Annotated in this window: 16 protein-coding genes; 4 read left to right on the top strand and 12 right to left on the bottom strand. The window is 69.3% G+C overall.

The window, feature by feature from the left end; genetic code table 11:
- Positions 1-5: 5 nt before the first annotated feature.
- The 4 genes from IFU40_RS06010 to IFU40_RS05995 all read right to left on the bottom strand — a co-directional run bounded on the left by IFU40_RS06010 (position 6) and on the right by IFU40_RS05995 (position 2,844).
- On the bottom strand, positions 6-1,055 hold the full coding sequence (locus IFU40_RS06010; protein WP_191925723.1) for an acyltransferase family protein: 1,050 nt from the start codon (positions 1,053-1,055) through the stop codon (positions 6-8).
- Positions 1,056-1,125: 70 nt separating this feature from the next.
- The gene (locus IFU40_RS06005) at positions 1,126-1,956 is read right to left on the bottom strand and encodes a hypothetical protein (protein ID WP_191925722.1); all 831 of its coding nucleotides are present in this window, start codon (positions 1,954-1,956) and stop codon (positions 1,126-1,128) included.
- A 67-nt stretch (positions 1,957-2,023) separates the two neighbouring features.
- A complete protein-coding gene (locus IFU40_RS06000) occupies positions 2,024-2,206 on the bottom strand; it encodes a DNA-binding protein (RefSeq protein ID WP_191925721.1) in 183 nt (60 codons plus the stop codon).
- Positions 2,207-2,271: 65 nt separating this feature from the next.
- Positions 2,272-2,844, bottom strand: coding sequence for a hypothetical protein (locus IFU40_RS05995; RefSeq protein WP_191926062.1), 573 nt, complete (start codon positions 2,842-2,844; stop codon positions 2,272-2,274).
- Between IFU40_RS05995 and IFU40_RS17295 the strand changes: the two genes are divergently transcribed.
- Entirely contained in the window at positions 2,808-3,005 is a 198-nt protein-coding gene (locus IFU40_RS17295; protein WP_446724822.1) for a DUF3263 domain-containing protein, read from the top strand. The genes IFU40_RS05995 and IFU40_RS17295 overlap by 37 nt on opposite strands.
- Before the next feature lie 187 nt (positions 3,006-3,192).
- Here IFU40_RS17295 and IFU40_RS05985 read toward each other — a convergent pair whose 3' ends face one another.
- The 6 genes from IFU40_RS05985 to IFU40_RS05960 form a co-directional block, all read right to left on the bottom strand.
- Positions 3,193-4,026, bottom strand: coding sequence for a hypothetical protein (locus IFU40_RS05985; RefSeq protein WP_191925720.1), 834 nt, complete (start codon positions 4,024-4,026; stop codon positions 3,193-3,195).
- An 87-nt stretch (positions 4,027-4,113) separates the two neighbouring features.
- A complete protein-coding gene (locus IFU40_RS05980; RefSeq protein WP_191925719.1) occupies positions 4,114-5,136 on the bottom strand; it encodes a CNNM domain-containing protein in 1,023 nt (340 codons plus the stop codon).
- Positions 5,133-6,536 (bottom strand): hemolysin family protein, encoded by a 1,404-nt coding sequence (locus IFU40_RS05975; RefSeq protein WP_191925718.1) that lies wholly within the window; start codon positions 6,534-6,536, stop codon positions 5,133-5,135. The genes IFU40_RS05980 and IFU40_RS05975 overlap by 4 nt, the downstream gene beginning before the upstream one ends.
- 238 nt (positions 6,537-6,774) lie before the next feature.
- Positions 6,775-7,470 carry a hypothetical protein gene (locus IFU40_RS05970; RefSeq protein ID WP_191925717.1) on the bottom strand — a complete coding sequence of 232 codons (696 nt, stop codon included), beginning with the start codon at positions 7,468-7,470 and terminating at the stop codon, positions 6,775-6,777.
- Positions 7,467-8,378, bottom strand: coding sequence for an ATP-binding cassette domain-containing protein (locus IFU40_RS05965; protein WP_191925716.1), 912 nt, complete (start codon positions 8,376-8,378; stop codon positions 7,467-7,469). Before IFU40_RS05965 ends, IFU40_RS05970 begins: the two co-directional genes overlap by 4 nt.
- The gene (locus IFU40_RS05960) at positions 8,375-8,773 is read right to left on the bottom strand and encodes a GntR family transcriptional regulator (protein WP_055837101.1); all 399 of its coding nucleotides are present in this window, start codon (positions 8,771-8,773) and stop codon (positions 8,375-8,377) included. The genes IFU40_RS05965 and IFU40_RS05960 overlap by 4 nt, the downstream gene beginning before the upstream one ends.
- Before the next feature lie 231 nt (positions 8,774-9,004).
- Here IFU40_RS05960 and IFU40_RS05955 point away from each other — a divergent pair, with 231 nt between their 5' ends.
- On the top strand, positions 9,005-9,346 hold the full coding sequence (locus IFU40_RS05955) for a DUF7882 family protein (protein ID WP_070407949.1): 342 nt from the start codon (positions 9,005-9,007) through the stop codon (positions 9,344-9,346).
- Positions 9,347-9,405: 59 nt separating this feature from the next.
- Here the strand turns inward: IFU40_RS05955 and IFU40_RS05950 are convergent, their stop codons facing one another.
- Positions 9,406-10,824 carry an ATP-binding protein gene (locus tag IFU40_RS05950; RefSeq protein WP_191925715.1) on the bottom strand — a complete coding sequence of 473 codons (1,419 nt, stop codon included), beginning with the start codon at positions 10,822-10,824 and terminating at the stop codon, positions 9,406-9,408.
- A complete protein-coding gene (locus IFU40_RS05945; RefSeq protein ID WP_191925714.1) occupies positions 10,821-11,495 on the bottom strand; it encodes a response regulator transcription factor in 675 nt (224 codons plus the stop codon). The genes IFU40_RS05950 and IFU40_RS05945 overlap by 4 nt, the downstream gene beginning before the upstream one ends.
- Positions 11,496-11,640: 145 nt before the next feature.
- Here IFU40_RS05945 and IFU40_RS05940 point away from each other — a divergent pair, with 145 nt between their 5' ends.
- Together IFU40_RS05940 and IFU40_RS05935 are read left to right on the top strand one after the other, a co-directional pair.
- Complete coding sequence (locus IFU40_RS05940) at positions 11,641-12,228, top strand: hypothetical protein (RefSeq protein WP_191925713.1); 588 nt, start codon at positions 11,641-11,643, stop codon at positions 12,226-12,228.
- A gap of 192 nt (positions 12,229-12,420) precedes the next feature.
- Positions 12,421-13,215: a hemagglutinin gene (locus tag IFU40_RS05935; protein WP_191925712.1), complete on the top strand. Its 795-nt coding sequence runs from the start codon at positions 12,421-12,423 to the stop codon at positions 13,213-13,215.
- The last annotated feature ends 54 nt before the right edge of the window (positions 13,216-13,269 follow it).

The following is a 13,269-nucleotide window of genomic DNA, read 5'->3' as shown; positions in this document are numbered from 1 at the left end:
GGCTTTCAGCGTGTCGGTACAGCGGAGCGGGACTCGCGGTGGGCGCGAAGCCGACCGCCGAACCGTCGAGCGAGGTGGTGGCTTGGCCGCTCCACCGCGAAGTAGAACGCGACCGTGCCGATCGCCGCCGCGACGATGTACAAGAGGAACGACGACATATCGCCGAGCGCAATGATTCCCGCGAGACCAGACAAGATCAGCGGGTGAACGAGGTACAGCGAGTAGCTCGCCATCCCTGCCCGCTCCAGCCTCCGCAGGATCGGGTTGGAGCGGTCCTCGTAGTACCGGGCCTCGAAGCCTAGCCAGATAGCGGCCGGAACGGCGAACGCGGTGAGCAGCCACACGTTGGAGGCTCCGACCCCGACGTAGGGCTCACCGTGGAACTTGACGACGCGGAAGGCTATCGACAGCAAGATGATGCCGATTCGCATGCTCCACATCGCGGCGGGGCTCAGCGCTGGGAATCGCAGGCGGTGATCGGCGATCGCACACCCGGCGAGCCATGCAGGAAGACCGAGGAGGAAGGTCGCGTAGCCGAAGGCGTTGTAGTCGGCCCCGTGTGCGGCGATGGTGCTCCATCCCAGGACGGCGATGCCGATAGGCAGGGCAAACGAGATCAAGCATTGTGTCAGGAACGAGACCGGCAGCCGGCGCAGCGCCGGGTACATCGTGTAGTAGATGAGCTCGCAGATGACGCTCCAGAGGACGGTGTTGTTCCAGTCCCAGTCCGAGAGCGGACGGCCGACCGCGAAAGCGACGATCATGAAGACGAGCACGGGCGGGATGATGCGGGTGTATCGGCGCGCCGCGAACTCGGCCCAGTGGAACGGGCGGCCGGTGCTGTAGGGCAGGTGGATGACGAAGCCGCTGAGCACGAAGAAGACGATGACGGCGGCGGGTCCGTTGAACGAGTTGCCGAGAGCGACCTCGACGAGCCGCGCGCCCTGGGGGCCGATCACCGGAGCAAGGTTCTGCGCGAACTCCATGCGAAAGTGACCGAGTGCGACTACCGCTGCGCAGATGATGCGGATGGCGTCCAGACCGTAGATGCGCACGTCGTTGCCCCCTGTTGTCGGACGATGCTGGGAGCAGTATGACAGAGCCGACACGGCGTATTGAGCGCGGTTACCAGAACACCGGTGGTCCGTTCGGCTTCGGCCGGACCATTGCTATCGAGGTGTCGTAGCTAATCGGATTGGGACACAGAGTTGTTGCCTGTCCGGCCATGACCCGTCGCCATGGAGGGGGCGGATCCGGCTCGGGATACACGGCGAATTGGTCCTCGAGAAATTCGCGTGGCCTGTCGTACTGGCGAACAAATAGCGCCACCTCGCCGACGCTTATGATCGTGCGGCCACCGACGATCGTGTCGCTCTCCCCAACCGGGTTGCTGAGTTTCACCGCCATTGGGGCGTGAATCATGATCGCTTCGCCAGGGTCATCGCACCGGGCGATGGCGACGGATACCCACCGCGGAAGCCGTCCGTGCACGAGGTCTCGAAGCTGCGCGGAGAGCATTGTGGCGCCCGGAGGGTCTGTCTGCTGAAAGGCCACGGCAGTCTTCGCGGCCCACCGCATGACGTCGGTAGACGCCGCCGCGGTGAGTTCGTCTGTCTGCCCTTCGATGAGCGGGATGAGGTGTGGCCGGGCGGAATCCTCGAGTTGAGACATCCAGCCGTTGTTGCATGCGCGGCAAACGGGGATTGTCAGATTGTGCGCGTGAAGCGGTTTCCGTATTGCTGGTCGCATTGCCGGAAGATGCGCCACCGAGTCGCCTTGCTGCGAGCGCACGAAAGTGTGGTCCCAGACCATCCATGAACGTCCGCTATTCGCAGGCAGGCGATAGGACGCGACAATGCCGGGTAGTTTGTGCACCCAGCGCGGGATGATGTGCTCACTCGAACGGTCTTTGCCGCCCATCGGTCTCAGGCAGAAGGGGCAGGTGACAGTGCTCATACGAAAGCCCAGGTTTAGAAGGCTTGCTCTTCAAGGGTGCGGGTTTCGACGGGGCGGATGGTTCCGATCAGCATGGGTCCATAGTAGGTAGGGCGGCAGACATCTCCCCGGCCCACGCATCCACCTCGTCGGGGTCGTAGCGGCCGCGGCGGTCAGGCTGCGGGCCCACCCCCGCATCCGCCCACGCGCGGAGGGTCGCGACGGGCACGTCGAGAATGCGGGAAGTGTGACGGCGGCGGAGTCGGCTCATGCCCGTCACGCTACGACCACGCCCCACGAAGTCTGGCCCGTCGGCGGCAGACTTCACCCGCAGGATCACCTCGGCGTCGGCGGCACGTACGCGGGCCCGAACCCTGTCGTCCCGTGCGGGGGAGCGTCACGCCTCCGCGCACCATCAGCGATCCACGACGCGGCGCCCGGGATGTCCGCCACGATCGCCGCGACGAGGGTTCTCGTGTGCACGTCGTCGTAGTACCCGGCCCACCGGCCCGTTTCCATCGCGAGAATGTCCGTCCGCGGCCCAGCGGTCGCGAGCAGCTCGGCGATGACGGGCGCGGTGTCAGCCGAGTACCGGTTGCGAGAGCAGATCGCACCGATATGGATCCCGAGCAGCGTGGCGGGGTCGAGAGGTCGTGCCATGCCGGGGAGGCTACGCCACCCCACCGACACGGGGATTACGTCGACCCGGCACGCGTGGCACCAGGTTGCCGCGATTATCGTCCCGCAGAGCGGGCACGCAATCGGCGGCGGAACACTCACGCGCGGGAGAGAAGCGCCGATGTCGGAACCCCCGAGCATCATGGTCATCATGACGAGCATCGACACGATCGAGCTGCTCGACTTCGAGGAGCATCGGCCACGCTGGTCGAGCCGGAAAGACATCGCCATCCGCGCGCGATTCAACGCCCCGCCCGCGGCGGTACTTCCAGCTCCTGCACCGGTCAATCGACACAGCCGAGGCACTCGAGGCCAAGCCCATGCTGGTGCGGCGTCTCCGCCGTCGACGGGATGCCGGTCGGGCTGAAACAAGCCGTCGGCACGCGAGCTGACCTGCCCACATTTTGCCCACACGCTCACCGTCCACCGTCGTTTTCCGATGTGCTCTGACGAGCCCCGATGGGGCGTATTTCCGCGGTTTTCGCGCCGTTCCGCACCCGTGAACAGGGTTCAAGTCCCACCCGCCCTACGTTCGCCCTCCGTCAGGCCGCGCGTGATCGGAGGGCGTTTCCTCTGCCCTCACACCGTCACGTGGGCTGCCGAACGACCTCCAGGAGAGGACGGTCGTCCTCGATCGTCGCCGTCCCATGCGCGAACCCGGTGGATCGTCGCTGACTTGGGATAGCTGCCGCCGCGGGGTCCGATCTCGAAGAGGTCGATCATGAGGAACAGCGGATAGTCGGGGGCCTGTGCGATCCTCCGCAGGACGAGGCCCTCGCACCCGATCACGGTTTCGCCCTCGCCCCAGATCACCGTCCACGTGTGAGGTGTCGATGCGTTCACGGGGATCGCGACCTCGGCGACGTCGGTCGTGAGGTGAGGGTCGTGGTGCGCCTTGACGCCGGTGCGCGCCACGGTGGTTTCTCCGATGGCGTCGGAGTCGATCTCGAAGATGCAGATCTCGCCGGACTCCGTCGGGGATCTGTGCTCGGTTCCGACGAGCCACGCCGCGACCATGCAGTCGGCGTCTCGGGTCGCCGAGACGGTGATCTCGACTCGCCCGCGAGAGGGTGCGAACAGCAGCCGTGGCGGTGTCTCGGTGCGGACACGCAGGTCGGGCCGGTGGCGATGCGTCCCGAGTGCGGAACCGAGCGGCCCGGCATAGACACCGGTCTGCAGGTTCGAGACGCGAAGCGGTGCATCTTCGAGGCGCCAGTCGGGCTGGTCGGCGTCGATCCGCAACGCGACTCCGTCGGCAACGACCTCATAGTGCGCTCGCGCCCTCTCGGCGGTCGTCCACTGCGGCAGATAGCTCGCGATCCATCGTTCCGCGCTCAGCCCGGCGCGAAAGTCGTCGTCGAGGTCGGGCTGACGGGTCGGCGCGGCAGGAAGGCGCTCGGGCGGGTTCGACATGAGAAATGATCGCACGCGAGCCAGCCCCCAACCACGAGTGCCGCCGCGGGTCCCCCTCCGTCGAACGCGACGCGGGACCCGCACCACCTACCGTGCGAGCGGAACGAGTTCCCCCGCGCCGGGCAGGATCTCGCGCAAAAGGTCGTCGAGGGTGACCACCCCGATCAACCGCTCACCGTCGACGACCGTCGCCAACTGCACGCGCCCGCGCCGCATGCGCGCCAGAGCGTCGTACGCCGACGCCGACGGCTCCAGCACCAGGGGCTCGCGCGCGATCTCGAGCGCCGGGGTCGTCGGGTCGACGGTGAGCGTGTCGCGCACGTGGGCGACGCGCGAGGTCGCACCCGCCCCGACGAGGATGCGCAGGTGCGTCGACGAGGCGGCGACCGCCTGGATGTCGGCGACCGTCGCATCCGCGGCGACCGACGTCGGCGTGCGATCGGTGCGCACGATGTCGCCGACCGTCAGCGTCCCCAGCGCGATCGCCTGCGCGATCGGCTCGGAGTACTGCTTCTCGAGCGTGCCCGCCCGACGCGAGTGGGCGACGAGTTCGCGGATCGTGTCGGCATCCTGCCCACCGGCGGCGGCCTTGTCGACGGGCTCCACGCCCGAGGCCTTCACCAGGCGGTTGGCGATGTGATTGATCCACAGCAGGAACGGGCGCAGCGGCCAGGTGAGGGCGCGGGCCAGGATGCCGGTGGCCTTCGCCGCCGTCTCCGGGTGGGCGATCGCCCACGACTTCGGCGCCATCTCGCCGATCACGAGGTGGAGGAACGTCACCACGATCAGCGCCAGCATGAACGCGATGACCCCGGACAGAACGGGAGGAAGCCCCCACTGCTCGAAAACCGGTGCCAGGGCGTAGTCGATGGCCGGCTTGGTGATCGCGCCGAGCAGGAACGTGCAGGCGGTGATGCCCATCTGCGCGAAGGCGAGCATGACGGTCAGCTCGTTGACGCCGCGCAGGGCGGCGCGCGCCGAGACGCTGGTCGCTGCCTCTTCTTCGAGCCGGTGACGTCGAGCGGCGAGCAGCGCGAACTCGACGATCACGAAGAACGCACTCGCGACGATGAGCGCGGTGGTGATGAGAGCGACGGTCCAGCCGTTCATCGGGCCACCTCCCCGTCGATCGCGACGACGTCGTCGGCGGGCTCGGCATCGCGGTCCACCTCGTGCAGATCGACCTTCAGCTGCGAGGGCACGTGCCGGTCGACCTCGATGACCTCGATGGCGAGCCAGCGCTCGATGTCGAGACCCTGCACCGTCTCGGACGCACGCTCGGGCAGATCCACGCGCACGATGGCGCCGACGGCCGGAAGGTCGCCGTGCGTCTCGATGACGAGACCGGCGACCGTCTCGACGTCGCCCTCGGTCAGGTCGTGGCCGATGAGTCGCTCGAGCTCGTCGAGGTGCAGGTCGCCGGGAACGCTCCACGCGTCGTCGCCGACCGAGGCGGCCTCGGCGACCTCGACGTCGTGTTCGTCGGAGAGTTCGCCGATGACCTCTTCGGTCAGGTCCTCGATGGTCAGGATGCCGTCGAAGTTGCCGTACTCGTCGACCACGCACGCCAGCTCGTTGCGCGTCTGGCGCATGCGATCCAACGCGACGGGGAGCGGCATCGAGGTGGGCAGCACGACCGCGGCGCGCATGACGGCGGCCACGGGGGTCTCGTCCGACGGGTTCTCGCGCAGCACGTCGATGAGTTCGACGACGCCGACGGGGGAGTCCTCGTCACCGATGACGGGGTAGCGGGTGTGGCCGGTGGCCATCAGGGCGCGCACCTCGCCCACGGTGGTCTCGGGGGTGACCGAATCGATCTGGGAACGCGGGATCATCGCGTGCTCGACGTCGCGGTGCGGAAAGTCGAGGATGCGGTCGATGATCATCGACAGATCGTCGGGCAGGTCACCGCTCGCGCGCGACTCTTCGATGATGGCCTCGAGGTCGCGCGCGGTCGCGCTCTCGTCGACGTCTTCGAGCGGCTCGATCCGCAGCACCCGCAACAGGGCGTTGGCCGCGAGGTCGAAGACCGAGATCAACCAGCCGAACAGCAGGAGATAGATGCGCGTCGGCACGGCGAGGGCGCGCGCCAGCGGCTCGGGGTCGGCGATGGCGAGATTCTTCGGGTACAGCTCACCGAAGATCATGGTCACGATCGTGGCGAGCAACAGGGCACCGACGGTGCCGATCAGCACCGAGACGGCCGGATCGATCCCGATCCCGCCGAGCAGCGTCCCGAGAGATTCACCGATGAGCGGTTCGGCGACGTAGCCGATCAGCAGACCGGTGACGGTGATGCCGAGCTGCGCGCCCGACAACATGAACGACGTGCGCTTGGTGATGGCGAGGACGCGCTTCGCCTGGGCGTCGCCCTTCTCGGCCAACGCCGCCATGCGCGAGCGGTCGACCGACATGTACGCGAACTCCTGCGCGACGAAGAAGCCGCACGCCACGATGATCGCCAGAGTCACGATGACGCCCACCAGGAGCGTCAAGGCCGCAGCCAGCATCAGATCTCACCCCCTCTCGAAAAGAGGGGGCTCGAAGATCGGCCCTCCTGGTCGGTGGAGGTGCGGTGAGGGCTCACGGGGTTGTCTCTCTCGTGGGTCGGGTGATCGCAGATCCCTTCGATGCTACCGAGGCCACTCCCACGTAGCTGGGGATTCGCCTCGCCGCCGGGGCTCGCTGCCCGCGCGGGAACGCGAAGGGGCCGGACCGCCGAGACGGTCCGGCCCCTTCGCATCCGGGTCAGGGGACGGCGCGACGCAACGTCGCGAACGACGATGTTGCGAGCACCGCGGTGAGCACGATCCCGCAGACCGCGAGGCCGAGGGCGCCGAGCGTGAGAACGATGTCGGCGACCCCCTGCCACGACCGCGTCACCGTGATCAGCCACACCACGAGCACGAGGAGCAGGCCGACGCCGACCAGGGTGACCGTGGTCACCAGGCCGCCGAAGCGCTTGAACACGGTGGCGGCCCAGAAGCCGATGACGAAGAAGAACATCGCCAGGGCGAAGTAGACGACCCCCGCGGCGAGCGGACCGGCCTCCCACACCCACGGGATGTAGAAGAACCATCCGTTCATCCCGTAGCCGTTGGTCGCCCGCTCGATCATGCCGCCGAGGACGAAGACCACCGACAGCAGTGCCGCCGTCAGCGCAGCGGTCAGGAGGGTGCCGGCGAAGAAGTCGCGACGGGTGACGCTCATCGCCTGCGAGAACGGGAACGTCCGCGTCAGCGACTGGGCGCCGATGACGCCGAAGTACCACAGGGGCGCCTGCACCCCGCCGCTGATCATCACTCCGCGTACTCCTGCTGACTGGATGATGCCGTAGAGCAGCAGGCTGATCGCGAGGGAGCCGAACAGGATGATCAGGGGGATCCAGACAAAGGTCTGACGGTTGATGAGCTGAAGACGGACGACGTTCAGCGCGCGGTTCATCGCAGCGCTCCTTCCGGAAGGATGGCGGCCGACGCGCTCGCCGCGTGCGGGGTCGCGCGGACGATGAACTCCTGCAGCGAGACGGGCGAGACCTCGAGCCGCGCCTCGGCGAGGGCGCGCCGGTCGCCCGGGGTCAGGGCGCCCAGGATCGTGACCGAGGCGACGCCTCCGAGCGCTTCCCGGTGCAGCACCTCACGGCCCACGCAGAAGGCGTCGACGGCGGCGGCGTCTCCGACGACGGTCGCGGCCCGCTCCCGCACGGCATCGGTGTCTTCGTCCATCACCACACGGCCCCCGTCGAGCACGATGACGCGTTCGAGCAGGTTGGCGACCTCGTCGATGAGGTGGCTCGAGAGGATGATCGTGCGCGGGTGGGAGGAATAGTCCTCGAGCAGACGGTCGTAGAAGATCTGACGGGCCACCGCGTCGAGTCCGAGGTACGGCTCGTCGAAAAAGGTGATCTCGGCGCGCGATGCCAACCCGATGACGACCCCCACGGCCGAGAGCTGACCACGCGAGAGCTTCTTGATCGTTCGAGTCACGGGGATCTGGAACTGCCGGATGAGATCGGCGGCGAGGTCGTCGTCCCAGTTCGGGAAGAAGATCTTCGCGGCAGCGAAGGCGTGGGCGGGCTTGGCATCATCGGGATACTTCTGGCTCTCGCGCACGAAGCACATCCGCGACAGCACCCGCGGGTTTTCGTACGGGTCCTCGCCGAACACGCGCACGCTCCCCTCGGTGGCGAAGTTCTGCGCGGTCAGGATCGACATCAGGGTGGTCTTGCCGGCGCCGTTACGCCCCAGCAGGCCGTAGATGGCATCTTTCTCGATGCGGAACGACACGTCGTCCAGGGCGGCGGCGTCACGGTAGCGCTTGTGGAGGCCGGCGACCTCGATCACAGCGGTCATCGGGCGATCCCTTCGTTGGTGTGGGCGGGGGAGGAGCCGAGCGCCGCGCGCTCGCGGATGAGGTCGGCGAGATCGTCGGGGCCGAGGCCCAGCGTGCGGGCCTCGGTGAGGAGGGGCTCGACGAAGCGGTCGGCGAATGCCGAGCGGCGCTCGCCCAGGAGCTGTTCCCGTGCTCCGACCGCGACGAACATGCCGATGCCGCGTCGCTTCTGCAGCACGCCTTTGTCGACGAGCATGGTGATTCCTTTCGCTGCGGTGGCGGGGTTGATGCGGTGGAACGCCGCCAGTTCGTTGGTCGAGGGCGCACGGCTCTCTTCGGCCAGCGAACCGTCGACGATCGCGTCCTCGACGCTCTCGGCGATCTGGAGGAACAGCGCTCGGCCGTCGTCGATCATGCGACCTCCGTCTGTTGGTTACCTACTTGACTAAGTAACCATCTAACAAGGGTGGCGCGCGTGTCAAGAGCGAGTTCTGACACGACACGCCCGACCCGAGCATGCTCTCGCTCGAACGCGCCCCGACCTCGATCCGGGTGGCAGAATAGAGGTCCCGCATTGCCTCGCTTCCCGGCGTGGTCCCGCCCTTGCTCAACAGGTGCGCTTCGTCGCGCCAGAAATGGACCCGCCGTGGGACGCCTCATCTACCGTGACCGCGCGTCGTTCGATATCGACGACCGCATCCTCGCCCATCTCCGCATCGTCGTGATGAACAAGCTCCGCCGCAACGAGGGCTTCATGCTCCAGCTGCCGGTGAACGAGGGCGTTCGGCAGGCCAGCCTCTGGATCCACGCCTCCAACGCGCTCGTCATGCAGTTCTACGGGGGACGCGAACCCGCCATCGACCGCGAACTCGTCGACCAGATGATGCACGACGCCAGCGGCGCCGATGGGCTCACGCTCACCGCGGCGGGCATCGCCCCACTGCCGATCGCGACCCGTCAACCCGCGGGGGTGCGCGCCGGACGCTGACCCGCTTCGCACCGGTGGTCATCGCGTCCGCCGGTGCGGTCGGTCGCGACGGCGCCCGGTCAGTCCGAGACCGGCAGCGTCAGCTCGAAACGCGCCCCTGAATCACGGGCAACGTTTCGCACGTCACCGCCGTGCGCTCGGGCGATCCCGCGCGCGATGGGCAGGCCGAGGCCCACGCCGCCCGAGGGCGAGCGCGCGGCGTCCAGGCGCACGAGACGGTCGAAGATGCGCTCCCGCTCCTCCGCCGGCACGCCCGGACCGTCGTCGCTGACGGCGACGGTGGCGGCGCCGCCCGTCACCGCGGCCTCGACGACGACCGTGCCGCGCCCGTTCGTCGCGCGCGCGGCGTTCTCGACCAGGTTCGACAGCACCTGCGCGATGCGCCCCGCGTCGATGCGCACCGGCACGGCGGCATCCGGAACCACCGACGACACCTGCAGCGACGGGTGCACGAGCTGGGCGCGTTCGACCTCGGCCGCCACGATCGTCCGCAGATCGACCGAACTCCGCGTCAACTCGAGCCCTTGATCCACCCGGGCCATCGTGAGCAGGTCGTCGACCAGACGGGAGGCGCGCTGGGCCTCGCGGGCGACGTGCGCGGCGAGCATCTCGCGCTCGGGTCCGTCGAGATCGGCCCGCACCAGCGTGTCGGCGGCGGCGCGGATGCCGGCGACCGGCGTCCGCAGCTCGTGTGCGGCATCCGAGAGGAACACGCGCAAGCGGGCCTCGGCCTCGCGCGCGGATTGCTCGGCGCCCGTGACGTCGTCGAGCATGTCGTCGAGTGCCGTCGCGACCCGACCGATCTCCGTGTCGGATCGCGTGGGGTGCAGGCGTCGCCCGCGTTCACCGGCCCCGATCGAGCGGGCCACCTCCGACACCCGGTCCAGGGGCTGCAGCGTGCGACGCACGACGAGGGTCACCGCTCCGGCGGCCACCACGAGCACGCCGACCGAGGCGATCGCCATGATCCACCGCACCTGGACGAGCGTCTCGCCGATCCCGGCGGCGGATGCCGTGAGGCTCAGTGTGGAACCGTCGCTCAGCGTGGAAGTCAGCGTCACGAGGTCGGCGTCGCCCGTGACGGCCGAGGCGACGACGCTCACGTCGGTCGACACCGAGGGGAGAGGCACCGACCGCTCGGCGGGACCGGGGCCGCCGGGACCGGGCGGCCCGTCGCGCAGCTGCTCGGGGCTCGGCCCCGCGACGACCGAGTCGCCGCCCGCGCTGTCGATGCGCACCGACAGGCCCTGATCCGACAGTCGCTCGGCCAGGTCCTCGTCGTCGACCGTGCCGACGAGCGAGGCGGCCGCGGCGGCGCGGTCGCGCAGGCGCTCCTCGATCTGGCCGCGCAGGCGGGCGCCGAGGGCGACGTCGACGACGACCGAGAGCACGATGAGCAGCAGCGCCACGAGGGCGACGACCGCGACGATGGTGCGCCGCCGCAGCGACCCCGCGCGCAGCGGCCGGGTGTCGCTCACGGCGTCACGCTCAGGCGGTAGCCGAGCCCGCGCACGGTGTGGATGAGCCGGGGACCGTGCGCCTCCATCTTGCGGCGCAGCGCGCTCAGGTGCACCTCGACCAGGTTGGGGTCGTAGTCGTCGTACCCCCACACCTGCGTCAGGATCTGCGCCTTCGACAGCGTGCGACCACGACTCTCGGCGAACAGCCGCAGCAGGCGGAACTCCGTCGCGGTCAGATCGAGCGACGATCCGGCGCGGCGCGCGGTCGTGGCATCCGGATCCACCACGAGGTCGGCCACCTCGATGGTCTGCGGCAGACGACCGCGGCGACGGAGCACGGCGCTCGTACGCGCGATGAGCTCGGCCATGGTGAACGGTTTCACGACGTAGTCGTCGGCGCCCTCGGCGAAGCCGCGCAGACGATCGTCGACCTCGTCGCGGGCGGTGAGCATGATCACCGCCGCGTCGCTGCGGGAGCGCACGAGCGGAAGCAACCGGATGCCGGAGGGCCCGGGCATCATCCAGTCGAGCACCACCAGGTCGGGGCGGAACGCCTCGAGGCGCTCGGCGAGGTCGGTGCCGTCGGGCGCGGCCTCGGCGACGAATCCGTCGGCGCGCAGGGCGGTCGCGACGGCGACACGGATGGTCTCGTCGTCGTCGAGCACGAGCACGCGGGCAGCAGAGGACATCCGCCCCACGCTAGGGCCCATCGCTGCATGCCCGTTATGCGAACGGCCTGGGTTGACCGCACGGTCGGCGGCTTCAGGTTCGCTTCAGTCCCCGCTCGAAGGCTGGTACTCGAGACGGTGACCGACACCGCCGCAGAAAGAGATCATGAACGACGACAACCCCACCCTCCCGCTGCCCCGCATGGACGACGCGCACGAGCCGCTTCGTCGGTCGTGGAAGCGTCCCGCCCTCATCGCCGGCGCGGTCATCGTGGCCGCCGGGCTCACCGGCGGCACCGCCGCTCTGGCGTCGTCGGGCGGCACGACGCCCGTCGCGTCGGTCACGTCGGCGCCGAGCGCCGACGGCGTCTCGCCGAGCACGACCACGCCCACCCCGGGCACGATCCCGAGCGGTGCCCCGACCGCACCGGCCGACGGTTCGGCCCCCACGCCTCCCGCCGACGGCACGGCCCCCGCGGCCCCGGGTCCCGGAGCCAAGCCGGGCGAGTGCGGACCCGGTGGTCCCGGCGCGCCGACTCCGCCCGCCGACGGCACGGCCCCGACCCCGCCCACCGACGGCACCGCCCCGACCCCGCCCACCGACGGCTCCGCCCCCACCCCGCCGACCCCGGGCTCCGGACCGGGTGCCGGCGAGCGTCCCACGCCCCCGACCGACGGCACCGCTCCCACCCCTCCGGCCCCGGGCACCGAGCCCGGCACCGGCGCCACGCCTCCGGCCCAGCCCGGTTCGTGACACCTCACCCGCGCTGATCGTCGCGCCACGCCCCTCGGCGTGCAGCGCGCGGTCAGCGCGGTGGGGCACGATCGAGGGGTGGCGAACAGCACGCGGACCCGCCGCCCGACCCCCGGACGCCCCCGCGCTCGCCCTTCTCGTCGGCGTCGGCCCGCATCACGTGTCCTGCGTCGCCGGCGCATCATCGTCGGTGTGGTCGGCATCCTGCTCGCGGGCCTCGTCGTGCTGGCGATCGTGCCGCTGGCCGGGCTCGTCTCGGCCTGGAACGCCGAGACGCGCCGCCAGGCCATCGATCTGACGACGTTCGATCCCGGCACCCTCATCAGCGACGCCGACTTCTACGACGCGAACGCCCTGTCCGCCGGCGAGATCCAGGATTTCCTCGACGCACAGGTGGGTGAGTGTCGCAACGACTCCTGCCTCGCGGTCCTGCGGACCACCCTTCCCCCTCGGGGGCCGATCGTCTCGGATGCCACGGGAGAGACGGTCTGCGAGGGCTACGACGGCGGGGAGCTGACGGCGGCCGAGATCATCTACCGCATCCAGCGCGCGTGCGGCATCTCGGCGAAGGTGCTGTTGGTCACGCTGCAGAAAGAACAGAGTCTCGTCGCCGGTCGCACAGCCCGAGCCCCCGAACCGCGCGAGCTCGGCGCGGCGATGGGGGCTCGCTGCCCCGACGACGCCGCATGCGATACGGGCGCCGAAGGTTTCGCCGCCCAGGTGGCCCAGGGCGCGACCGACCTGAAGTCGTACAGCGCCTCCGACTTCATGCGGCAACCCGGCACGCACTACATCGCCTACTCGCCCGATGCCGCGTGCGGCGGCTCCGACGTGACGATCACCAACGAGGCCACCGCGGCGTTGTACAACTACACGCCCTACCAACCCAACGCCGCGGCTCTCGCGGCACGCTGGGGGACGGGCGACGGGTGCTCGGCCTACGGCAACCGCAACTTCGCCCTGTACTGGGCCCTCTGGTTCGGCTGATCTGCGGCGACCCTGACGCCGCGCGGAGCAGGCCGAACGACCTCACCATCTCCA

Source organism: Microbacterium sp. CFBP 13617, assembly GCF_014839445.1.
Lineage (GTDB): Bacteria > Actinomycetota > Actinomycetes > Actinomycetales > Microbacteriaceae > Microbacterium.
Note: the sequence above shows the minus strand (reverse complement) of the source record. Positions and strands in the feature narration are given on the sequence as shown.

Bases quoted from the DNA above. Each gene is read 5' to 3' on its own strand.
- IFU40_RS05965 (WP_191925716.1), bottom strand. From the start codon at position 8,378: ATGACCGCTGTGATCGAGGTCGCCGGCCTCCACAAGCGCTACCGTGAC.
- IFU40_RS05970 (WP_191925717.1), bottom strand. From the start codon at position 7,470: ATGAACCGCGCGCTGAACGTCGTCCGTCTTCAGCTCATCAACCGTCAG.
- IFU40_RS06005 (WP_191925722.1), bottom strand. From the start codon at position 1,956: ATGAGCACTGTCACCTGCCCCTTCTGCCTGAGACCGATGGGCGGCAAA.
- IFU40_RS05960 (WP_055837101.1), bottom strand. From the start codon at position 8,773: ATGATCGACGACGGCCGAGCGCTGTTCCTCCAGATCGCCGAGAGCGTC.
- IFU40_RS05945 (WP_191925714.1), bottom strand. From the start codon at position 11,495: ATGTCCTCTGCTGCCCGCGTGCTCGTGCTCGACGACGACGAGACCATC.
- IFU40_RS05995 (WP_191926062.1), bottom strand. From the start codon at position 2,844: ATGGCGATGTCTTTCCGGCTCGACCAGCGTGGCCGATGCTCCTCGAAG.
- IFU40_RS05940 (WP_191925713.1), top strand. From the start codon at position 11,641: ATGAACGACGACAACCCCACCCTCCCGCTGCCCCGCATGGACGACGCG.
- IFU40_RS05975 (WP_191925718.1), bottom strand. From the start codon at position 6,536: ATGCTGGCTGCGGCCTTGACGCTCCTGGTGGGCGTCATCGTGACTCTG.
- IFU40_RS06000 (WP_191925721.1), bottom strand. From the start codon at position 2,206: ATGAGCCGACTCCGCCGCCGTCACACTTCCCGCATTCTCGACGTGCCC.
- IFU40_RS05980 (WP_191925719.1), bottom strand. From the start codon at position 5,136: ATGAACGGCTGGACCGTCGCTCTCATCACCACCGCGCTCATCGTCGCG.
- IFU40_RS05985 (WP_191925720.1), bottom strand. From the start codon at position 4,026: ATGTCGAACCCGCCCGAGCGCCTTCCTGCCGCGCCGACCCGTCAGCCC.